This window comes from Bartonella sp. W8151, from assembly GCF_016100385.1.
GTDB classification, from domain to species: domain Bacteria; phylum Pseudomonadota; class Alphaproteobacteria; order Rhizobiales; family Rhizobiaceae; genus Bartonella; species Bartonella apis.
Map to the genome: position 1 here is coordinate 201211 of NZ_JACFSO010000002.1, position 21467 is coordinate 222677.

Genomic DNA, 21467 nt, shown 5'->3' on the forward strand with positions numbered 1-21467 from the left:
GGTGCAGGAGTGGGGCATGGAAGAAGAGAAGAACAAAGAAATCGGCAATAGACTAAAAGCAGCGAGAAAAGCCGCCGGTTTTCTCTCTGCTACCGAAGCAGCTACGGCTTTAGGCATGAATTATCGTACTTATGCTGGCCATGAAAATGGTAATCGAGGGATTAGCCGCAATACGTTAGAGCTATATGCAAAGCGGTTTGGTGTTACAACAGATTGGTTGTTAAGCGGAAGAAAAGATGCGGTCGGCAATCGCTATAAAAGAAAAATCGACGAAAAATTAAGCTTTATTATGAAAGCAACCGGCTGGAGGCAAGCTGATCTTGCAGAAAAGCTTTCAGTGACGCAAGCATGTGTCAGCCGGTGGTTTTCAGGAGCAGACCCACGTGGGGAGCACCGCGATAAAATAACTGAAATTTATAACGCTATCACTGGAAAAAGCGAGATTACCCGAAACACGGAAAGCCTGTCTAAAAGCTATGTTCCCTTGATGGGATATGTCGGAGCAGGGGCAAAAATTAAGCCGGATTTTGGGGAGATGCCACCCGACGGATTAGGTGTCATCGAGATCCCCTTTCCAATGCCTGCTGATATGGTGGCTTTTCGGGTTCGCGGGGATTTGATGCTGCCGGTTTATCGGGAAGGCCATATCATCATCGTATACCGAGACCAGACGAAGCCACTTGAAGCTTTTTATGGTGAAGAAGCTGTTGTTCAAACAAGTGATCGTCGCCGTTTCATTAAGACGATTATGCGCGGTGCAGAAGGCGTCAATCTTATTTCGTGGAATGCCAGACCGATAGAAAACGTTACGTTGGAATGGATAGGCGAGATATTTGCAGTTTTACCACGTCAAACACTGCGCCATGTTGATAAAAATGTAGGCTACAGGGCGAGTTAAAGAATGGGTGTAGAGCACAACCCTTGCCGACACTCTGTTATGAATGTGTAGGAGGAAATTTTGTCACAACCACAAACTTTGGACGACTGGCGTGCGCGTTTGTCACAAAAAATCGAAGAGAGCGGCAAATCGATGCGCGCGATTTCTCTCGCTTGCGGCAAAGCTCCCGGCTATGTTTTTTCAATTATGAAAGAAAAGAAAAACCCACGCGCTGAAGCGCTCGCGGAAATATGTGCAGAAGTGGGTACAAGCGTTTCTTATGTTTTATACGGTATTGATATTTCTGCTGAAGGAGAAAAATTTCTCAAGCTTTTCTCGCAGGCCTCACCTGACATGCGAGCTGCAATCTTGACGCTTTTGCGCGCAATAACCGGCGCAAAATGAATAAAATATCTGGCCGCTCTTTGGCACTTTTCTGTAAAAAACGGTCGAAGAATGAACGAGGCGGGGTGTGGTCAGTTCTCAGGGCTTTTGTGGCTCTGGACTAACGCCTCAACCATCGCAATGATCGCTTGCTGCCATTCGGGCGAAACAGAGTCAAACATAGCTAATAGGTGTTGTTTCCTGCTATCAGGGAAAATCGGCGACGTTAAATTGTCTGGCCATTTACCAAAAAATTCGACTATCTTCAAAAACTCTTCCACCCGCATTGAGCGGGGTTCTTTACCAGCCTCTAGGTTCAACAAGCGCGTTAATTGGGTAGGGGTTATCTTTAAATAATCTGCCAGCTTTTTCTTGGCGCCTCGGGGCATAGTAACTAATTGGTCTTTCACCCACGATTTTATTTTATTTTCCAAATCCATTTTATTTTGAGTATCCAATCCATTTCCCTGTCATCAAAATACAACCGTCGCCGCATTGTAAGAGCTATCCTACAAGAAAAAATATCCGAAAAATAATTTTTGCTTTTAATTGATGAACAGTTTGACTGTGCACATAGTTTACATGAAATCGATTGAGTGGACGAAGAAGCGATAGCCGATCGGACGTTACATGAGTGATGGGCATATTATGTGAAGAACCGACATAATCGGTTGTTTATCGGCGCCACAAAAAACTTCGTAAAATCTGCCAATATTTCCGGAAATCGCTTTTTTTGAGGTAATAACAAGCCTTATCTGAAAAGCTTGAAGAACCATTCGCGGGTAGAAAAAATTACCGAGCTTGCATAAAAACTCTATCGTTAAAGCCCGAACAGCATTTCCCTAATGCCGGTGTTTTGCTGCTTTTTACGGCTCGTTTTTCAGTTTTAAAAGGTCAGTCCCACCGGTTTCCGGTTTTACCGGTTCCGGATGTTCCGCTTTGTCTTGAATGAAGAGCTGCTGCCATTCCTCACGCCGATTTTTCATCCGAAAGCACAAACGTTCGGAAAATGCCGTTTTTTAAAAAACAAGCGGTCGTCCGGTCTATGCCAAAAGCAGTTATTTACGTGCTGGCGGGAAGCTTTTCGGCATATAAGTGCCGGTCGGCTGGTCGGTCAAAATCTCGTTTGGCCCGGAAGCATTGGATTGAGCACTGACAAGTTGTTCGGCCGCTTGTCTGGTTGTGGAAGTGCCGCCGTTCCGGTTCAGAACTTCTTTGATATCGTTGAGTTCACTGTCAATCTCAGAAGAGGCTTCACCATCTTTCCCGAAATAGACATCAAGCATTTGGTCAACTTCTTCCGCCTTTTGTGAAGATGGGTCAGCCATTGCCTCGACAACGTCTTCCGCCTTCAAGCCTAATTTATCAAGGCCGAGCCTTTTAGTGATGCCTTCCATAAATTCTTCATAACCTACCGGGTCTTGAGATTTCATGTAAGCCAATTTGCCGCGGATAAACTTGGCCAGACGTTTAAGATCTGCTCCACCTTTATCAAGATCAATGCCGAGGCTGCTTGCTATTTCTTTCAGTATTTTTGCTTTGAATTCGGTTTTGCTCATGCGGCTATTATCAAATACCGTAGCGCCTGCAATCTTGCTCCGTATTTTGTCATAAGTCGACTTTTCTTCCGCTTTCAAAGGAGAGCCTGTTTCTTTGGCTTTAAAAATCTGTTCTGTCGTCGTGGGAGCGCGTTTGGCCTGTTGTTCGTTCTGATCAATCCTCTCCTGCAAGATTTGGACAGAAGCGAATTTCAAATTCTGAACCGGTGTCATCGCCATCACTGTTTCTCCCGTATTGTTACCCGAATTTACATGCTACACAATATTGTTAAACCTCTAAGCATCTGATAAATACTATCATATTTTAATTTTATAACAAATTATAAAATATAAAATACGTTTTTAATAAAATTAACACTTGAACAAACATGCCGAAATTATGAAATGAATTTCTTTATTACTGTTCACTCAAAGCTATTGTGCGGATAATAAGACCGGAATTTCTATAAAAAAGCCTTAAACACGCTAATCTGTTTTGTTTTGAAGGTGAAAAATTGCGGTAAATAAAAAAGAAATGGAAAAGTGAAAATAGCCTCCATTCCCTGTAAAAACCGGTCTTTTCCCCACGCATCAAGGACGATAAAACCTCTTGATGACGGGGAAGGGGAAGACCGATTAACGGGCTTCCTATTTTATCGGTCTTTTTAAAAAGTTTGAACAGGGTGTCGGCAAGAGGGGAAATATTACGATTTCGTTTTTTAAAATCCGTCATGGCTTTGACCCGCAAGCCGCGAACTCAGCCGTTTTTTTGTGTTCCATTCTTTTGATTGAAGGGAGGGCAGACTTATTCAAAATATAAAAGCCCAAGATGATAAAAGCCTTTTCCAATTATGCGTTTTTTAAACATCCGCAACATTGCACAGCAAGCCAACAATATGGAACATGGCGCATTGCTTTTAAAAAGTCGGGCAAACTCTTCTCAACATAAAAACATCATGATTAAGCATTTTTTGAAAAGTCTGAAAAAGCCGCAACTGACGGCGCGTTTCTTTGAGTGGATGTTTTTTCGGGTAACAGTCAGATTTCAAAGAGTTACAGAATTTTGATGAAGTACCATTATTTTTCATTGAATAGAAGAAAGACTGCCTACAATTTACCATTATTGCCGCTCATGACATGGATCCGGATCAAGCAGAAGAATTTTTTCAGGCTTCTTTCATGAGTTCCGGTTTTTTGTTTATCTTATTGAAACTGTTCATTGCCTAAATTGCATCGAAACGTTTTGTCTGTGAAAGGGTTCAAGGGTGGAATCGGTTGTTGTGATATTGATATTGCTTGTTGCTGTTGTTTTCAGCGGCGCAATATCGCGCGCACTTCCTTTGCCCATTCCGTTACCACTTATCCAGATTGCTGTCGGTGTACTGGTTTCACTTGCTGGCGACATGGGCGTAAAATTGCGGCCCGAAATGTTTTTCCTTCTGTTTTTGCCGCCACTTTTATTTCTTGACGGCTGGCGCATTCCCAAAGACGGTTTGAGACGCGACCGCTGGACAGTGCTTGAAATGGCTTTGGGGCTTGTTGTTTTTACAGTTCTTGGCGTCGGCTTTTTCACCTATTGGATGATTCCGGCCATGCCGCTTTCGGTGGCGTTTGCGCTTGCTGCCATTGTTTCGCCAACCGATCCTGTGGCCGTTACAGCAATTGCCAAACGTTCGCCTATCCCGAAGCGCCTGATGCATATTCTGGAAGGTGAATCGCTGTTGAACGATGCATCGGGTCTGGTCAGTATGCGCTTTGCTGTTGCTGCTGCCATGACGGGCTCGTTTTCGCTCCTTGCCGCTTTCGGAACCTTTTTATGGACAGCTGTTGCCGGTCTTATTATCGGGGCAGCAACGACCTTTTGTGTCACTTGGGTCAGCACTTTCTGGAACAATAAATTCGGTGAAGAAACCGGTTCCCACATTGTCGTAAGCCTGCTTACACCTTTTGCTGCTTATCTTGCCGCCGAACAGGTGGATGCATCGGGAATCCTTGCCGCAGTTGCTGCCGGTATTTCCATGAGCTTTACCGAAGACAGTTTGCGCAACCTTGCTTTAACGCGCATTCGCAGGCTTGCCGTTTGGGACACAGTGCAATTTGTTGCCAATGGTGTCATCTTCGTCATTTTGGGTGAACAACTTCCCCATATTGTGAGCGGCGCGGCAATTGTGGTTCAGGAAACCGGCCATCATGAACCGGTCTGGCTTGTGGTTTATGTCATAGCGATCAATCTGGCATTGGCTTTGCTCAGATTTATCTGGGTATGGGTATCATTGCGTTTTACGCTTGCACGTGCCTATCGGCACGGTTTCAAACCGTTTGTGCCAAGCTGGCGGCTCGTTGCTGTGACATCGCTTGCCGGTGTTCGTGGCACAGTCACTCTTGCCGGTGTTTTGACATTGCCGCTTTTCTTGCCCGATGGCTCGCCATTTCCTGCACGCGACCTTGCAATATTTCTGGCAACCGGTGTCATCCTGATTTCGCTTGTCATGGCAAGCGTTTCGCTTCCCTATCTCCTTAAAGGTTTGGAATTGCCGCCCGAACCTTCCCACCAGAAGGAAGAAGAACGTGCCCATATTGCCGCTGCCGAGGCGGCCATCAAAGCGGTTGAACAGGCGGTGCACAATTGGGGCGAAGGCCGCAGCGATGCCGACCTTTATACGACAGCCGGCGCGCGCGTCATGTCGAACTATCGTGAAAGACTGGCTGACCAGAATGTTTCGGATGCCGATGCGATCAATACGCAGAAGGTTGCCGAAATCGAGCGGCGTTTGCGCCTTGAAGCTTTGAAAGCCGAACGCCAGACCTATTTTGCTTTCGGCCGTCGTCACCAGCTTTCGGAAGAAACAACCGCAAAATTGATCCGTGAAGTCGATCTTCTGGAAACCCGCTTTTCAAACGGTTGAGGGTAGAATTTTGAAACGGCTTTATTGCCCGGGCGGTTCAAACCGTGAGGCCTGCAGGGTGTTGCCTAAATGGTAGAAAAGACTGGCCTAAAAAGAACAGCCAAAAACAGTAAGCAGGCTTTATGATTTTTTGGCTTTTCCGCTTGTTAGCCGCAAGCCGCCGGTCAATACAGCAAGTAAAAAACAGGACGTGCCGCACCACAAAGCATAGCGCGAGCCGTAATGGGAAGAGACAATCAGGAAGAATGCAACAAGTGTGCTTCCCACCGATTGGCCGATAAGCCTTGCTATGCCCATAATACCACCGGCTGCGCCACTTCTGTCAGAAGGTGCTGAAAGCATGATAACGCGCTGGTTGGGGGCATTGAAAAACCCCATGCCGCAACCACACACCATCATGCAGATCACAATCACAAGAACCGGCGTTCCCTCACCAAGAAGGCTTAACGAAAACATTCCGCTTGCACATAAAAGCATACCAATAGCCACAAGCAGAACCGGTGAAAAATGGTCGGAAAGCCTGCCGGTAAAGGTTGAGGTGAGTGCTGCGCAAGCAGGCCACGGCGCAATGAGAAAGCCGGTGGCAAACTGGCTTTTATGCATCAACATCTGGAACGAAAAGGGAAGCGCCACAAAAGCAATCCCTTGCGCGATAAAGGCAAAAAGGACTGCAAGAATGGAAAGAGTAAAAATCCGCGAGGAAAAAAGATCAAAGGCCAGAAACGGGGCAGGGTGGTTTTTCTGGCGAATGACAAGGGCAAAAATGGCAACAAATGAAATGACAAAGGTCGGAATAATCATGGAAAGCGGCTGGCGGTGCGCACATTCACCAATGCCGAAAATAAGCGCGGCAAAACCGATGCCGCAAAAACAGGCGGCAAGATTGTCAAAACGATAGTGGCTCAAAGGCGTTTTCGGCAGTGAATGGAAGGATATGGCAAGTGCCACAAGGCCAAGTGGAACATTCATCAAAAACAACCAGTGCCAGGTGGTAAACCACAAAATAAGCGAGGCGAGTGTTGGCCCTAAAGAAAAGCCCACTCCCATGCAAATGGCATTGATACCAAGCCCGACACCCAGTTTTTGCGGCGGAAAAGTAAAGCGGATAAGGGGAAGGTTCGTACTTAATATTCCGGCCGCACCAATACCTTGCAAAATGCGTGCGCCAACCAGTGTTGGAAGCGACCATGAAAGCCCGCAAAGAAGCGAAGCGAGGGTGAAAACCATGAGCCCGACAATGAAAATAATGCGAAAACCGATCACCTCGCCAAGGCTGGCGAAGGGAAGAGTCATTGCAACCATGGCGAGAAGATAGGCTGTCACCGCCCAAACGGTTGAAGCTTCGCTGGTTTTGAATTCCTGTGCAATTGTGGGAAGGGCGGTATTGGTAATACCGGTGTCGATCATTGCCATGATAACGCCGAGGCAAATCGCAAAAATAGCGGCCAATTTATAGGATTTTGTTACTTCAGCATTTCTATTCACGTGCGATGTCTCTTTAACAATGCGAACTTCAACCTTGTGTCAGCCGTCTTTCCGGCCAAGCTTTTTGCCCCATGACTATAAACATGAATAGGCTCTAAAAGCACAAGAATATTTTTGTGAAGAAAATCATTCCAACACATTTTTCGGGCAATTGTTTTTTGCCCTTATTTTCTTACGTTTTATTGTTCTTCCCGCGTTTTATTGATTTTTCCCTATTTATTCTTTTTTACCCGTCTTTTCGCCTTGATGGTTTTGATTTTCTTTGACCGGTCGCTTTTTAAAGACTTTTATCTTTCTCACCTTTAAAAGTTTAAGGGTGGCAGAGTTTTTTTTGAGGTCGATCTAGCGGTAATAAACGGCAATTTTCTGCCCGTCTATATCTTTGACCTTGATGTCGATATCATAAATTGCCGAAAGGATTTCATCTTTCATGACATTTTCGGGGGCACCGGAATAGACGAGTTTTCCTTCTTTCAAAGCAATGATGAGATCGGAATAACAAGAAGCAAAATTGAGGTCATGCATCACCATAATAATGGTTTTGCCCAATTCGTCGGCCGCATTGCGAAGCCGCTTCATCATTGAAACGGCATGGCGCATATCAAGATTGTTCAATGGCTCGTCGAGCAGGATGTAGTCGGTGTTTTGAGAAATCACCATGGCAACGAAAGCGCGTTGTCTTTGCCCGCCCGACAATTCATCAAGAAAACGTTTGCGATAAGGGTCCAGCCCCAGATAGCTTATGGCATTATCGACAAATGTCTTGTCTTCTTTGGTCAAGACACCGTGCGAATAGGGGTAGCGGCCGAAGCTTACAAGATCTTCCACAGTGATGCGCGCTGTGAGCGTGTTTTCCTGTCGCAAAATAGAAAGCCGTTTGGCAAAATCGGCCCCTTTGGCCTTTGTCACATCAATTCCGTCAACCGTAATTCTACCCTTTGTGATCGGCAGCAGGCGGCTTATCATGGTTAGAAGTGTGGATTTACCCGCACCATTCGGGCCGATAATCGAAACCATTCCGCCTTTCGGGATTTGAAGCGACAAATCCTCGATAATGCTATTGTCGTCATAGCTTTTGGATACATGGCTAATTTCAATCATCTCAATTTCCCCTTGATGAGCAGGGTCAAAAACACAATGCCGCCAACAAATTCGATAATAAAGCTCAACCGGCTTGCCATATTGAAAAGCTGTTCAAGAATGAATTGGCCGCCGACAAGGAAAATAATCGAAAGCAGAATGGCAACCGGTAACACGCTCATATGTTTGGCTGTCGGCGTAAACTGGTAGGCAAGGCTTGCAACCAGAAGACCGAAAAAGGTGACCGGCCCCACAAGTGCGGTTGAAACAGCAACCATAATCGAAACCAGCACAAGAATGCGCGTAACGGCCTGTTTATAATCGACACCGAGATTGATTGCCATATCGCGCCCCAGTATCAGCACATCGAAAAGATAGCGCATGCGCCAGCCGATCAGGGAAACAATCACAACAATAATCACTGCAATGCCGATGAGATTGGTGTTGAAGCGGTTGAAATTGGCAAACATCACATCGGTGAGGTTGACCGCCTCATCGGGGTTCAGTTGCAATTGCAACAACATGCGCAAGCTGAAGAACAAGCCGCCAAACACAACCCCGATCAAAAGTGTCATATGGAGCCCCTTGATGGTTCCGGAAAAGAGCCATGTGAAAAGGCTTGTCGAAAACAGTGTCAGAATAAGCGCCACAGCGATGAAACGCACTTCGTCGCTCACCCCGTAAATAACGGTCGAGCCGACAAAATAAACCACCACCGTCTGGATGAGGATATAAAGCTGGTCAAACCCCATAATTGAGGGGGTAAGAATGCGGTTGTTGGAAACCGTCTGGAAAAGCACCGTCGAGACAGCAATGGTATAGGCAATCAGAATAAGCGAAACGAGTTTTCCCAAACGAAACGGCCAGATCACAACCGACATATTCCATGAAAGATAAAGCGCAATAAAAATGGCAGCAACAACACCAAGGCCGATCACAAGCGGCAGTGTCGAGCGGATTTCTTTCATGTGTTCAGGCTTGCTGATGCTCAAACGTGCAGCACCCGTGCCGGTAATCGCCGTTTTGAAAGAATCCGCTTCTTTGGTGCTGATAAAGCCGGATTGAACGGCTGCATTTTCCCTATTTGCTTTCTTTCTTTTTTGCCCGTCTGTTTCCTTGCCCGCGTCTTTTTCTAAATTCTTGCCTAAATCCCTGTCGGTTTCCTTGTCTAAATCCTCGGTCGGGATTTTGACTTCGGCTTTTTTGTTCAGGATTTCGACTTCGGCTTTCTTGTTCAGGATGTTGACTTCGTCAAGGCCTGCCTCGCCAATTCCGGCTTCGCCAATATCTTTTTCGTCAATTTCTGCTTCGACAATATCCGCTTTAACAGAAGCATTTCTTTGACCATTCGGCGTGCTGGCATCCGTTTCGATAATTTCTGTTTTCGTGAAATTATTCTCGCCAATTGCAGTTTCGATTTGATCGGTTTCAAGAAGGCCGGGCGTGGCAATGCCGGACTCGACCGTACTTGTTTCGGTAACGTTATTGCCGGCCGCATTTTGTGGCTTTTCACCTTTGAGAGCGGGCTTTTTATTGTCCGGTGTTTTTCTAGCCAAGGCGCTTTCTCCATTTCAAGAGAAGTGCGATGAAAAGCACACTGCCAAGAACCCCCATAATGGTTCCAACCGGTATTTCTGCCGATTTGCTCATCAACCGGCCGAGAATGTCGCAGGTAAGTACCAGTCCCGCACCAGTCATCATAACAAAAGGTGCTGTGCGGCGCATATTGTCGCCCATGACAATGGAAACGATATTGGGCACAACAAGGCCGATAAAGGGAATCCGCCCGACAGTGCAAATGACGGTTGCCGTTATCATGGAAATAATCACAAGGCCGAAAAGCATAACTTTTTTATAATCAAGGCCGAGATTACTTGAAAAATCCTCGCCAAAACCGGCAACGGTAAAACGGTCGGCCGCAAGATAGGCAACAAGGCAAAGTGGCAGCGATAGCCACAGTAATTCATATTTGCCTTCAACCACCATGGAAAAGCTGCCGAAAAGGTAGGATTGCAGCGAAGGCAACAACATTTCCTGATCGGCAATGCCATTTGTGAGCGCGCCAATCACATAGCCGAGCATGATACCTGTTAGCGGCACAATCAGCACGGATTTAAGCGGTATTTGCCGCAATAAAAACATGAAAATGAGCGAGCCGAAAAGCGCAAACAGGGCTGCCACCAGCATTTTTAAAATCACATCAAGACCGGGGGCAAATATCATCACCACAAGGATGCCGAGCGAGGCCGATTCAACAGTTCCGGCTGTTGAAGGTTCGACAAAACGGTTCCTTGTCAGCATTTGCATAATCATGCCGGCAAGGGCAAGAGAAGCGCCCGAAAGAATAAGTGCAATGGTGCGCGGAACACGGGTTTGGAAAAATACAAGGAAGCTGTGCTCGTCACCGGCAAGAAGGCCGGAGAGGGTAACACTGGAAAACCCCAGAAACATACTGATAATCGACAGGACGATAATAACCGTTATGCCAATAATAAGAGCGCGCACTTCAATCTTTACCCGATTAAAAAACATCAGAAGCCGGCAGACCAATCTGCTGCTTCCGATGTTTAAGCGTTAAAGCTTGAAACAATCAACCCGTTTCATGACTTTTTCAGTCAACAACAGGCTAAATGCTTATTTTGCTTTTGAAAATACGTCATCAAGTTGATCGGCTGTCTCATGAAGACCCGAAAGTCCACCACCGATAAGATACCAGTTTTGCGGGTCGAGATAAACGATATGCTTGTTCTTGGCCGCGTTGGTTTTGTTGATAAGGGCATTATCAAGCAATTTTGCAGCCGATTCCCCCTCGCGGCCAATGGCTGCATCACGGTCAATCACAAAGAGCCAGTCGGGATTGGTTTCCAAAATGAATTCGGGTGAAATCATCTGCCCGTGATTTCCTACTTCCAGTTTGTCGTTCGCCGGTTTGACACCAAAACCGGAGTGCAACAGGCCGAAACGCGATCCCGGCCCGAAGGCCGAAATTTTGCCACCGGTGGTCAGAACAAGAAGGCCTGTTCCTTTGTCAGCCGCAAGTTTTTTCACCTCTTCAAGCTTTTTGTTAAGGCTGTCGATTTCGTCTTTTGCTTCTTTCTGCTTGTTAAAAATCTGGCCCAAAATTGTCACATTGCGGTCAACATCGGCAAGATATTGTTTATTGTTGACGGACAAATCGATTGTCGGGGCAATTTTTGCAAGATCGTTGAATTTCGGTGCCGAACGGTCGGCAATAATAATAAGATCAGGCTTCAGGCTTGCCACTGTCTCATAATTGGGTTCAAACAAGGTTCCGACCTTGGTGTATTTTGCATCATTATACTGCTCGAGATATTTCGGCTTTATCCCTTCCGGCACACCCACAATATTATCAATTTTTAACCGGTTCATATTGTCGAGCGTGGCAAGGTCGAACACCACAACCCGTTTCGGATTATCGGGAATAGAGGTTTCACCGGCGGCATGTTTGATGACAACATCGGCACTTGCCGGTGATTGAAATGACAAAACGGAAGCCAGTGCACCAAAAAGCAGTGCGGCGAGAGTATTACGTCTATTAATCATTTTTACCTCATTTCTTTTCGACTGGTTGAAGGGAGTTTGTAGGGATATTTTTGTTGTTTGAAATTTTTCGCATTCAACGCGAAGTGCAGACAGTCTTTGATCGCAGGCGAAAGCATTGTGCCGTGGTTTTTATCGGAAAAGCTGTAAAACGTGTTGTCAACTGCCTTTGCCTTTCTCAAAATCTCTGAAACATCTTTGCCATTCGGACCGGAATGTAAATCCTTAACCGGCTTTTTATTCGATTCAGTCACATTCTTATGATGGGTTTTAATGCCCGATGTTTCAATCAATAGTCGTGATTTTAACCCTTCCGGCTTGTTATAGGCGGCAAGTTTTTCCATAAATTCATGCCCGTTCCACCAGATAGACGGGTCGGCAGCGCAATAGGTGGAAAAACCTTGACTTTCGGCTGATAAAAAACTCTTCATCACAAAAAGCCCGCCCAGCGAATGGCCAAAGAGCGTGACATTGGCGCGATTGACCGGCAATTCCATCAGTATTTCCGGTAAAATCTTTTTTTCGATAAGGCTGCGAAATTCTTCTTCACCGCCGGTTTTCGGCGCTTCCATGCCTTCTCGAAGCGGAATTTTATCGGCCGGTGCATAAGAGGTGAGGTCATAAAAGCGGCGTTTTACAATCTCTTTTTTCTCGTCGGTGGAATAGCCGATTGCCACAATTACGGCATCGGGTGCTTGCTTGATTGCGGGCTTGAATGTCGTGTTGCCATCAAGGAGCAAAACAAGCGGAAAGCCCTCTCTTGGTGCCGGCTTTTCCGGCACAGCGATAAACAGGCGATAGCGCCTTATCTCGCTGTTTTCGTGCCTCTTTCCGGCCTTGATTGTTTCTTCGCTTGTTGCCTGTGCGGTGTTTATCCCTTGATCACTTTTTTCATCAGCATTTTCAAGCACGGCGCTCTCAGAACCGTTATTTTCGGCGCCATGAAACCCGACGCTTGGATTCATTTTACCCGAATTTTCCCCGCCGGTTTTTGTCTGGCTTTCTGCTTTGTTTTTCTTTTCATCTTCTTGGTTGCCAGCCGGATTTTGCGCTTCTTCAGTTGGTAACAAAGCAATATTTCCATCCATCAAGGCAATTTCTATATCTTTGGTGAGGATGCGCATTTTTCCTGTGTTTTTGTTTGTCACATTCGCAAAACTACAGGAAAGGCCGAAAAAAAGGCCGGCAATAACAAGAGCAGACATCTTCAAGCAGGAAAATGAAAAGCAAAAAAATGGCAAGGCTTGCAAGCGGCAAACGCCCGCCCGTTGTGCGCGAATATCTCCTGCCTTTTCAGCCGGAACAATTCCCGCTCTTTCTCCCGTAACAATTCCCATTCTTTCTACCCGAACATTTACCCCCTGTTTTTCCCTCACAAAGCGGGGGCTTGAAATAAACCGGCGTGTTCCGGAGAAGCAGCTTTCCAAACTTCGGGCTTCCGCCAAATTTTCAAGTTTTGCCAAAGCCAAAGATTTTTCACGAACAAAAACAATTGCCTGAAAAAGAGCGTTTTCCAGAGTTAAAGAATTTGTCGGAGCAAAAACATTCTTTGTAAAAAGACCATTTGCCGGAAACAGGGAAGGCCGGTTTTTAAAAAACCGGCACATGATGTTTTTGATGTTTTTCATCAAACGCGAACTTTCAAAATTGATCCTGTCCTTCAAGAGTTCATCACTCTGTTCATCCGGGCTTTAAAATTGCGAGTTCATGCTCAACCAGAGGCGTCGGCCTTCCACCACATCATTGAACTGGTCAACACCCACACGCTTGTCAAACAGGTTGTAGATTGCGGCATTCAGTTTGACATTTTCGGAAAAAGCGTAAGAACCGCCAATATCGAAGGTGACATAATCATCATATTCACGGCCGACAATTTTGCCGTCTTTGTAAACCGCCTTACCGGCACTACCGGTTCTAAAACCCGCATTGGTTTCCTTACCATGATAGGTTGCAGCCGCAAAACTTTCGAGCTTTTCAATCGGTGTTTGCCATTCGGCACGCAGATTGGCCATGTGTTTTGGCGTTCTTGCCAAAGGCAGCCCCTCATAATCGCCGCTCTTTTGTTCGGAATGGGTATAGGTGTAATTGGAACGGATAGTCAAAACATCAATCGGTTTCCATGAACCGGTAAGCTCCACCCCTTGCATCACAGCATCGTCGATATTGAGGTTTTCATAAAGCACATAATTCGGGTCAACCGACCATTCAACCGGATTGCCTTTGCTATCCAGAACCTGCCGGTTGGTGATTTTGTCTTTGAAATCGGTGTAGAAATAGGTTGCCCCCAATTCGAGATTATCAAGATTATCCCAAATGGTAGAAAATTCATAAGAGGTACTTTTTTCCGCTTCCAGATTGTCGGCACCGACAATCACACCGCAGCGGTTGCGCCCTTTCGGGGGATTGCGCCCGTAAAAGCAATTACCACCTCCGGTTGTATAAGCATATCCGGGTGCAATTTCACGAATTTCCGGTGCTTTGAAGCCGGTTGAAACACCGCCTTTGAAAACCAGATTGTCGGTGGCATGCCAAACAGCATAACCGCGCGGGCTCCAATGTTCGCCATAAATCTGGTGGTGGTCCATACGCACCCCGCCGGTTAGCGAGAATGTATCTGTGAGCCACCATTCATCTTCGGCAAAGCCTGCCCATTGTTCAATGGTAAATTCTTCATCAAGTCCGGTGCGCATACCGGGGTTCTGGTCGGTCAATGCCCCTCGGTTGAATTGCCCGCCGGTTACCAATGTGTGGCGGCCGAAAATGTCGAACGGGGTGGTAAATTTACCATCGACAACGGTGTTTCGTATTTCCGGCGAACGCAAATTGGCAACATAATCATGGGTCGGGCTGTCCCATGTGTAATTGGTGCGGCTTGCGGTTTCCTGCAACACGGAAAAATCGGCAGTGGTAAAGCCGTAACGGCCGGTATAGCCGACAACCCAATGGTCACGATCATTCTTGTTATAAGTGTCAACAGGTGCGCGGCTGATATTTTCGGTTCGCTCGATATTGTGGCCCACCGAACTATAGCGGCGCAATCTCGTGTGACCGGCCTCAAAGGTGAGGTCATTGTTTTCGTCCGGTGTTACGGTAACCTTGCCGGTAATGTCGATTTCCTTTTTCTTCGGTGTACCGGAAATAATATCGTCTTCCTCGCGCCCCAAGCCTCTTCCCCAAAGCTGCAACCCTACAACATCGGGCGCCACAGGGCCGCCGACATAATAGCTTCCTTGAGCGGTATTGCCGAATTTGCTGTACTGGTTTGCCGTGCCATCAATGGTAAAGGAACCGGTCCATTTATGCGGCACTTTGCGGGTGATAATATTGATAACCCCGCCCATTGCATCCGAGCCGTAAAGCGACGACATCGGCCCGCGCACAACTTCAATCCGTTCGATTGCGGCAGCCGGCGGAATGAAACTCTGCTCGAAACCGGAATTGCCATTGGTGCGTGCTTCACGCGTGCTCTGACGTTTGCCGTCAACCAGAATAAGCGTATAGGCACCGGGAAGCCCGCGAATGAAGATATCCTGTTCGGCCGCTGTCCCCGTCACAGCAACACCTTGAACATTCCTCAAGGCATCGGTCAAATCACGGAACGAACCTTTTTCGATTTCCTCGCGCGGGATCACCGAAATACTGGCCGGTGCATCTTTCACATTCTGCTCGAAGCCGGTCGCACTCACCACCACTTGGCGCAACATTGTACCTTCATCGGCAAGTGGCGCCTGATTATCAGCTGAAGCCGAAGCAGCGGAATTCGAAGCGGCTTCACTGTTTTCACTTTCCGCCTTTTCCCCTTTCGCGTTTTGCTTTTTTTTCGCAAGAGAGGGTTTGCTTTGTTTACCATTTTTGGCAATTTTTACTTCGTTATTGACGGTCTCGGCAAAGGCTGCGCCATCAAAAAACAGGCTCGTTGAAAAAAAACTGCTGCAAGCAAGTGCAACCAACATTTTCCGGCTTGCTCTGAAACTCTTTGCCCCCGAGAGGCTTTCACCCGCACTGAATTCTTTCCCCCGACCGTTTTCGTTTTCCGCTCTGAAACTCTTTGCCTCACCGAAGCTTTCACCCGCACTGAATTCTTTTCCCCGACCGCTTTCGTTTTCCGCTCTGAAGCTTTGGGCAGCCATGTTTCGGTGGCTTTTCAAAATTTTCTTTTCCGTCATCACATTCTGATAAGCCGAAAATCCCTGATCGTCTGAAAAATGTTCTCCTTCACCGTACCCGATCGACATACGCAATCCCTCGAATTTTAAAGTTGATAAAAAAGGTATAGATTAAGAAACAGTTAAAAAATATTTAAACCTAATGTCAACACTCAAGTTTTAGAATAGTTCGAATATACTGTAAAAAACATTTAATAATATGGGCTTAGACCCGGAAAAAAATAAATCGTTAAAGGATAGAACACAACTTCCGGCATGTGGAAAGTTTTTCATTTATCGTTATACTATTTATTTATAGGGGTGAAATAAAATATATTTTCGAATCGCTAAGGGAACGATCGTTATATTTTTGATCAGACACGAAATTCACTCGACAGAATAACTGTTATCTTGTTGAAATATTATGAACGACAATCAGAAAAAATAGCAAAAAACGGCGAAAATCGGAGATAAATTTAAAGAAAGTCCATGAAAAGAGCCGAAGAACTTAAACCTCTATAATCCGGCATTAAACCGGCATGATCCGTTCTTTCCCGTTCTCGTCAGCCAAAAATCAGGGCTTTGCTTGCCGCAAGTGTGCAACACGACAATTGATTGAACCGGTTACGATTTGGCTTTTAAAAAACAGGCGGGCAGAACAGAAAAATGGAGAGCGGCTTTTCGAAGTGTTGAATTTCCAGAAAAGCCAATTTTCAAAAAGCCCGAATTTTTAAAAAAACCGGTTTTAAACAACGACTTTGGTTTTATGCACGCCACGTTGAAGGCAATAGGCTCTCGATGGGTGATTTTCATTTCCGGCAAGAAACTTTGTAACAGTTTCCAAGGAAAACAAGAAACTTTGTCACACTTTTTAAGAAAATTTGCGCACCATTTGCTCAAAGGGAGCAATCAAGTTTCTTGCCGGTCTTTTTAGCATTTTATAATTTCAGCATTTTATGAAATGCAGAGGTGTGATGAAGTGCAAGGTTTAAAAATTTCAGCTTTCTTTATTTTCCCTTATATTGCTCATCGGTCACTTCTTCCATCCAGTCGGCACTTTTGCCATCCACTGTTTCCTGTATGGCATAATGTGACATTGCCGTGTCAGGGCAAGCACCATGCCAATGTTTTTCACCCGGTTCAAACCAGACAATATCACCGGCAAAAACTTCCTTGACTTCTCCATTTTCGCGGCCGATAAACCCGCGCCCGAATGTGATAATCAGAGCTTGCCCCTTCGGGTGCGTGTGCCAATGCGTGCGTGCTCCGGGCTCGAAGGTAACATGACCGGCAAGAAGGTTTGACCCTTGATGCGGGTCGATTGCCGGATCAAGTCTCACCCGACCGGTAAAAAACTCGTCCGGAACCTTGCCGGAAGGGCGGCTGCCACTTCTTTTAATTTCCATTGTTTTTCTTCCCTGAAATGTAGTTTGGTTATGTTTTCCGGCTTTGCTTTGGATTTCAATATTTAAGCGCTGCCAACAAAAACATTCTCCCAAACATTTTTCCCGAACGCTCTTTGAAAGCGTATGAACAGTATTAGTTGGAAACGCATGGGGCTTTGCCGGTTAGCGCTTTTGCTCGCTCGGTCAAGCCAAGCGCCAACAAGGCTTGTTGTGAAAAGGGGTTTGTTGTGAACGGGGCTAATATCAAGCCCCGCTTTCTCGACTTAAAACCGTTTTCCGGAATAAAATTTTTAGAACACAAGCGTTTTTCAGAATGAGGCCATGTCGATGACAAAGCGGTATTTCACATCGCTTTTGAGCATGCGTTCATAAGCCTTGTCGATTTCCTGAGCTTTGATGAGCTCGATATCGGCGGTAATGTTATGTTTGCCACAAAAATCCAGCATTTCCTGTGTTTCGGCAATGCCGCCAATGCACGAACCGGCAAACGAACGACGTGCCATAATGAGGTTAAAAACGCCAACCGGCAAAGGTTCGGCCGGTGCACCGACCTGCACCAATGTGCCATTGACTTTAAGAAGGTCAAGATAAGCGTCGATATTGTGCTTGGCCGCAATGGTGTCGATAATCAAATCAAGCGTTTTTGCCGCTTTTGCTAGGTTTTCGCTGTCGCGTGTCAAAACCACATGATGGGCACCAAGACGACGCGCATCGGCTTCTTTGGAAGGCGAGGTGGTGAGCATCGTCACGTCAGCCCCCATAGCGTGGGCAAGTTTCACCGCCATATGCCCCAAACCGCCAAGACCCGCAACACCCACTTTCATGCCTTTTCCCGCTTTCCAGTGGCGCAATGGCGAATAGGTGGTAATGCCTGCGCAAAGGAGCGGTGCTGCTCCTGCAAGATCAAGATTTTCCGGTACCGACAAAACAAAATTGTCATTTACCACAATGCGTTTGGAATAGCCGCCGAAAGTATAACGGTCTTTTCCGGTTTCAGGGTCGGGGCTGTTATAGGTAAGGGTGTTGCCTTTTTCGCAATATTGTTCAAGTCCCGCACGGCAGCAATCGCACGTCCCGCAGGAATTGACCATGCAGCCCACGCCCACCGTGTCGCCTTCTTTGAAACGGGTTACTTTTTTGCCCACGCGGCGCACCTTACCGACAATTTCATGACCTGGCACACAAGGATAAAGTGTGCCCGCCCAGTCACTGCGCGCGGTGTGAAGGTCGGAGTGGCAAACGCCGCAATAGAGAATTTCAATATCTACATCATGGTCAAGCGGGTCACGCCGCTCGAATGTGAAAGGATGGAATGTCTTATCAGGGCCGTCAACGGCAAATGCATCACATGTAAACATATAGGGAATTTCCTTTTGAATAGTTGTTTTACTATCGGTTTTTCTTCATTTTGCTTTTTTGTTTTTTTACTTTTTTATTTTCCGGTTTTGAATACCGTTTTTACTTCTCCGGCTTTTTAAAAGGGCAATATTTCATTCGCAATTGCACTCGTCCGCTTGCATTTTCTTAACCTTCTACAAGCAGTTATTCTCTTTTTTACCGGTTTTAAAAACGCAATTTTTTCAAATAAAATTTCCGGTCAAAATCCAAGTGTTTCAACCGGAAATAGCAATCAACAATTCTATTTCGGGTTGTTTCGGGCTCAATTCTTTTTCCGGTTGATAACAACTATATTCTTCAAGACGATTTTGATAAGCTCTATCAAGATCATTGGGCTTATGAATTTTTTTCATAAAAGCCGACAAGTAGAAAATAATCGTGCGGCAAAACAGAAAGTGGCAAAATGGCAAAAGTGGCTTTTATCGGTTTGGGTGTGATGGGTTATCCTATGGCAGGGCATTTGAAAAAAGCCGGCCATGATGTGACGGTTTATAACCGCACGGCAAAAAAGGCGGAAAAATGGGTAGAGGAGTTTCACGGCAAAAAAGCCGATACACCGGCAGAAGCGGCAAAGGGTCAGGATATTGTTTTTGCCTGTGTCGGCAATGACAATGATATAAGAGAAGTCACAACCGGCAAGGATGGCGCATTCAAGACAATGGCAAAGGGGAGCGTTTTTGTCGACCATACGACAGATTCGGCAAAGGTTGCCCGCGAGCTTGAAGGGGAAGCCGGAAAATGCGGCATCGGTTTTATCGACGCGCCGGTTTCGGGTGGTCAGGCCGGTGCAGAGAACGGCAAACTCACCATTATGTGCGGTGGCAAGAACGACATATTTGAAAAAACCGCCGATGTCATGAAAGCCTATGGCATTTCGGTAAAGCGGCTGGGAAAAAGCGGTAGCGGGCAATTGTGCAAAATGGTCAATCAGATTTGCCTTGCCGGTGCTGTTCAGGGGCTTGCCGAAGGGCTTGCTTTCGGTAAAAAAGCCGGCCTTGATATGAACGAGGTTCTTGATGTCATTTCCAAGGGGGCGGCCGGTTCATGGCAAATGTCGAACCGCGGCACCACTATGGTTGAAGGCAAATTCGATTTCGGCTTTGCTGTCGACTGGATGAGAAAAGATCTCGGCATCTGCCTTGATGAAGCGCGGGGTATTGGCGCGGTTTTGCCCGTCACTGCTCTGATCGACCAGTTTTATGCCGATATTCAGGCAGAAAATGGCGGCCGGCTTGATACGTCAAGCCTTATCAAACGGCTCCCGCAATAATCTTGATACATCAAGCCTCATCAAGCGGCTCCCGCAATAATCCTGTAGCAGTCATCATCTGTTAAAGGTGTTTTCGTGGCATTCGGGTGGTTGCGCTGCGCTTTCATTGCCGGTCAAATAACAAGCCGCCTGCTTTGCCTGAAGCATTCTTGCAAGCAGCGGCTTTATTCGCCGTTTGAACCCGCGCAGCAAAATCGGCCGGTTCAACACTCACGCGTATTTCATTGAAAGCGTGGGTCGACGTGAAGCATCAGGGGCGTGAACCAAATTCCGGAAGCTCCAAATGTGCCAAAACAAGAAAACCCGTGCCTTATTTCCCCGTGCCTTATTTCATTGAGTGGGCGTGCGGGCTTTCAAAGTTGAACCGCGAACAATCAATTTGCTTTTCAAAACGGTTTGCCGCACCGGTTTTAGCGGGTTTTCAAGCCTTTCCATCAAACAATGATAGGCTTCGCGGGCAATGTCGCCAACCGGCTGGGCAATGGTTGTAATGCCGTTAAAGACGAGTTCCATCCACGGTTCGTCATCAAAGGCGGCAAAAGCCAGTTGATCGGGCACAACAAGACCGGCTTTTTTTAAAAATGCCGCTGCTTTTAAAGCGAGAACCCCGTTGGTGACAATGAGCGCATCGCTATCGGGATTTTTTGCAAGCGCATTTTTTAAAGATTTCGCCAAATTATCTTTTACGTGTTTTATGGCTACACTTTCACCTGAAAGGTGAAGCGCCCTGATTGCTTCATCAAAGCCTTTTTGCCTTTCAAAACCGGTGCGGCTATCAGCTCCGTAAAGGCAAAGAATGTGTTTTCTGCCATTTTCATAAAGGTGGTGCACAAGTTTTTTGGCGGCAGCATGATTATCGATAAGCACGGAATCATAAATCATTTCATCGGGCGTGCGATCAACAAGAACAAGCGGGCGTTGGAGTTTTGCCGGCCTCGTTTTGCGGCTTGTTATGTGTTTGCGGCTTGTTAAAAGCGTGGGAGAAAGAATGATACCGGCAACATTTTCTTCCTCCATCAAGTCGAGATAGGCCTTTTCCTGCTCGAAATTTTCATCCGTATTGCATAAGATCACATGCTGGTTTTTCGTTTTTGCTATGTCGTCAATCGCACGGGCAAAGCGGGTAAAAAACGGGTTTCTGATGTCGGCAATGATAAGGCCTATCATATCATTGCTATGCCCGCGCAAACGGCGGGCGGCAAGGTTCGGCCGGTAACCGGTGGCAAGGATTGCCTTTTCCACTTTGCTTTTCAATTCATGGCTCACAACTTTACCGGAAACAGCACGCGAAACGGTGGCAACCGAAACACCGGCAAGTTTTGCAACATCCTTAATTGTGGCAGCCATTCGATTTTTCTTTCTTTCTTGGTGCCTGAACACGATAAATAGGCGTTTTTTCCTTGAAAACGTTTCCAGA

At 46.4% G+C, this 21467-nt stretch carries 17 protein-coding genes; 4 read left to right on the forward strand and 13 right to left on the reverse strand.

The features are described 5' to 3' along the window. Positions 1 to 16: 16 nt before the first annotated feature. Together H3V14_RS03855 and H3V14_RS03860 are read left to right on the forward strand one after the other, a co-directional pair. Entirely contained in the window at positions 17 to 898 is an 882-nt protein-coding gene (locus H3V14_RS03855) for an XRE family transcriptional regulator (protein WP_198226772.1), read from the forward strand. Positions 899 to 958: 60 nt separating this feature from the next. Continuing rightward, the gene (locus H3V14_RS03860) at positions 959 to 1282 is read left to right on the forward strand and encodes an XRE family transcriptional regulator (protein WP_246784988.1); all 324 of its coding nucleotides are present in this window, start codon (positions 959 to 961) and stop codon (positions 1280 to 1282) included. Positions 1283 to 1353: 71 nt separating this feature from the next. Here H3V14_RS03860 and H3V14_RS03865 read toward each other — a convergent pair whose 3' ends face one another. Continuing rightward, positions 1354 to 1719 (reverse strand): hypothetical protein, encoded by a 366-nt coding sequence (locus tag H3V14_RS03865; protein ID WP_198226774.1) that lies wholly within the window; start codon positions 1717 to 1719, stop codon positions 1354 to 1356. Positions 1720 to 2319: 600 nt separating this feature from the next. Beyond that, positions 2320 to 3039: a hypothetical protein gene (locus H3V14_RS03870; protein WP_198226776.1), complete on the reverse strand. Its 720-nt coding sequence runs from the start codon at positions 3037 to 3039 to the stop codon at positions 2320 to 2322. 1025 nt (positions 3040 to 4064) lie between these two features. On the opposite strand from H3V14_RS03870, the gene H3V14_RS03875 reads away from it, so the two are divergent. Then, positions 4065 to 5705 carry a Na+/H+ antiporter gene (locus tag H3V14_RS03875; protein WP_198226778.1) on the forward strand — a complete coding sequence of 547 codons (1641 nt, stop codon included), beginning with the start codon at positions 4065 to 4067 and terminating at the stop codon, positions 5703 to 5705. A gap of 120 nt (positions 5706 to 5825) precedes the next feature. Here H3V14_RS03875 and H3V14_RS03880 read toward each other — a convergent pair whose 3' ends face one another. From H3V14_RS03880 to H3V14_RS03925, 10 genes are all read right to left on the reverse strand, one after another. Then, a complete protein-coding gene (locus tag H3V14_RS03880; protein ID WP_198226780.1) occupies positions 5826 to 7190 on the reverse strand; it encodes an MFS transporter in 1365 nt (454 codons plus the stop codon). A 342-nt stretch (positions 7191 to 7532) separates the two neighbouring features. Then, positions 7533 to 8291 (reverse strand): ABC transporter ATP-binding protein, encoded by a 759-nt coding sequence (locus tag H3V14_RS03885; RefSeq protein ID WP_075868999.1) that lies wholly within the window; start codon positions 8289 to 8291, stop codon positions 7533 to 7535. Further along, positions 8288 to 9238 (reverse strand): iron chelate uptake ABC transporter family permease subunit, encoded by a 951-nt coding sequence (locus H3V14_RS03890; RefSeq protein WP_198227137.1) that lies wholly within the window; start codon positions 9236 to 9238, stop codon positions 8288 to 8290. The genes H3V14_RS03885 and H3V14_RS03890 overlap by 4 nt, the downstream gene beginning before the upstream one ends. A 580-nt stretch (positions 9239 to 9818) precedes the next feature. Then, complete coding sequence (locus H3V14_RS03895; RefSeq protein ID WP_210326541.1) at positions 9819 to 10802, reverse strand: ABC transporter permease; 984 nt, start codon at positions 10800 to 10802, stop codon at positions 9819 to 9821. Between the two features lie 102 nt (positions 10803 to 10904). After that, positions 10905 to 11834 (reverse strand): siderophore ABC transporter substrate-binding protein, encoded by a 930-nt coding sequence (locus H3V14_RS03900; protein ID WP_198211997.1) that lies wholly within the window; start codon positions 11832 to 11834, stop codon positions 10905 to 10907. Between the two features lie 2 nt (positions 11835 to 11836). Beyond that, positions 11837 to 13459, reverse strand: coding sequence for an alpha/beta hydrolase (locus tag H3V14_RS03905; RefSeq protein ID WP_198226782.1), 1623 nt, complete (start codon positions 13457 to 13459; stop codon positions 11837 to 11839). Between the two features lie 63 nt (positions 13460 to 13522). After that, the gene (locus tag H3V14_RS03910) at positions 13523 to 16066 is read right to left on the reverse strand and encodes a TonB-dependent receptor domain-containing protein (RefSeq protein ID WP_246784990.1); all 2544 of its coding nucleotides are present in this window, start codon (positions 16064 to 16066) and stop codon (positions 13523 to 13525) included. Between the two features lie 917 nt (positions 16067 to 16983). Continuing rightward, entirely contained in the window at positions 16984 to 17382 is a 399-nt protein-coding gene (locus H3V14_RS03915) for a cupin domain-containing protein (protein WP_198226784.1), read from the reverse strand. 308 nt (positions 17383 to 17690) lie between these two features. After that, positions 17691 to 18740, reverse strand: a complete 1050-nt coding sequence (locus H3V14_RS03920) for an NAD(P)-dependent alcohol dehydrogenase (protein ID WP_198223945.1) — start codon at positions 18738 to 18740, stop codon at positions 17691 to 17693. A 255-nt stretch (positions 18741 to 18995) separates the two neighbouring features. Beyond that, a complete protein-coding gene (locus H3V14_RS03925) occupies positions 18996 to 19133 on the reverse strand; it encodes a hypothetical protein (RefSeq protein WP_198226786.1) in 138 nt (45 codons plus the stop codon). Positions 19134 to 19183: 50 nt separating this feature from the next. On the opposite strand from H3V14_RS03925, the gene H3V14_RS03930 reads away from it, so the two are divergent. Continuing rightward, a complete protein-coding gene (locus H3V14_RS03930; RefSeq protein WP_198226788.1) occupies positions 19184 to 20050 on the forward strand; it encodes an NAD(P)-dependent oxidoreductase in 867 nt (288 codons plus the stop codon). Positions 20051 to 20380: 330 nt separating this feature from the next. Here the strand turns inward: H3V14_RS03930 and H3V14_RS03935 are convergent, their stop codons facing one another. Then, positions 20381 to 21397 (reverse strand): LacI family DNA-binding transcriptional regulator, encoded by a 1017-nt coding sequence (locus tag H3V14_RS03935; protein WP_198226790.1) that lies wholly within the window; start codon positions 21395 to 21397, stop codon positions 20381 to 20383. Positions 21398 to 21467 lie beyond the last annotated feature (70 nt).

Excerpts from the sequence above, each read along its gene's own strand:
- H3V14_RS03855 (WP_198226772.1), top strand. The coding sequence starts at position 17 with ATGGAAGAAGAGAAGAACAAAGAAATCGGCAATAGACTAAAAGCAGCG.
- H3V14_RS03870 (WP_198226776.1), bottom strand. The coding sequence starts at position 3,039 with ATGGCGATGACACCGGTTCAGAATTTGAAATTCGCTTCTGTCCAAATC.
- H3V14_RS03885 (WP_075868999.1), bottom strand. The coding sequence starts at position 8,291 with ATGATTGAAATTAGCCATGTATCCAAAAGCTATGACGACAATAGCATT.
- H3V14_RS03890 (WP_198227137.1), bottom strand. The coding sequence starts at position 9,238 with ATGAAAGAAATCCGCTCGACACTGCCGCTTGTGATCGGCCTTGGTGTT.
- H3V14_RS03895 (WP_210326541.1), bottom strand. The coding sequence starts at position 10,802 with ATGTTTTTTAATCGGGTAAAGATTGAAGTGCGCGCTCTTATTATTGGC.
- H3V14_RS03900 (WP_198211997.1), bottom strand. The coding sequence starts at position 11,834 with ATGATTAATAGACGTAATACTCTCGCCGCACTGCTTTTTGGTGCACTG.
- H3V14_RS03905 (WP_198226782.1), bottom strand. The coding sequence starts at position 13,459 with ATGAAAAACATCAAAAACATCATGTGCCGGTTTTTTAAAAACCGGCCT.
- H3V14_RS03910 (WP_246784990.1), bottom strand. The coding sequence starts at position 16,066 with ATGTCGATCGGGTACGGTGAAGGAGAACATTTTTCAGACGATCAGGGA.
- H3V14_RS03915 (WP_198226784.1), bottom strand. The coding sequence starts at position 17,382 with ATGGAAATTAAAAGAAGTGGCAGCCGCCCTTCCGGCAAGGTTCCGGAC.
- H3V14_RS03920 (WP_198223945.1), bottom strand. The coding sequence starts at position 18,740 with ATGTTTACATGTGATGCATTTGCCGTTGACGGCCCTGATAAGACATTC.
- H3V14_RS03925 (WP_198226786.1), bottom strand. The coding sequence starts at position 19,133 with ATGAAAAAAATTCATAAGCCCAATGATCTTGATAGAGCTTATCAAAAT.
- H3V14_RS03930 (WP_198226788.1), top strand. The coding sequence starts at position 19,184 with ATGGCAAAAGTGGCTTTTATCGGTTTGGGTGTGATGGGTTATCCTATG.
- H3V14_RS03935 (WP_198226790.1), bottom strand. The coding sequence starts at position 21,397 with ATGGCTGCCACAATTAAGGATGTTGCAAAACTTGCCGGTGTTTCGGTT.